At 53.2% G+C, this 233-nt stretch carries 1 protein-coding gene; it reads left to right on the top strand.

The genetic code is table 11. From position 1 onward, the window contains the following. Nucleotides 1-6: 6 nt before the first annotated feature. On the top strand, nucleotides 7-233 hold a 227-nt coding region (locus AOA59_RS33770; protein ID WP_371919108.1), incomplete at its 3' end, for an immunoglobulin-like domain-containing protein.

The raw sequence follows: 233 nt of genomic DNA, 5'->3' as shown, positions 1-233 counted from the left end.
GTTACCGTGACGCTTTCGAACGGTCAGACGATCACTATTAAAGCCGGTGAGACCACAGGCTCGACTGTGTTCAACACTCCAGCCAACGACGTCTATAACAACGGCAGCACGGTCAGCACCACTATCGCCAAAACCGAAGGCGGCAACTTTGAGAACCTGGTTACCGATCCAAAAGCGGCCGTCACTTCGATTACCGACTCGATCGACAACACCACGGTTTCTCTGAGTGCTGA

Origin of the sequence: Pseudomonas sp. 2822-15 (assembly GCF_002742515.1) — a bacterium.
GTDB lineage: Bacteria > Pseudomonadota > Gammaproteobacteria > Pseudomonadales > Pseudomonadaceae > Aquipseudomonas > Aquipseudomonas salomonii.
The sequence above is the reverse complement of the archived record's forward strand: the minus strand, read 5'-3'. Positions and strand labels throughout refer to the sequence as shown.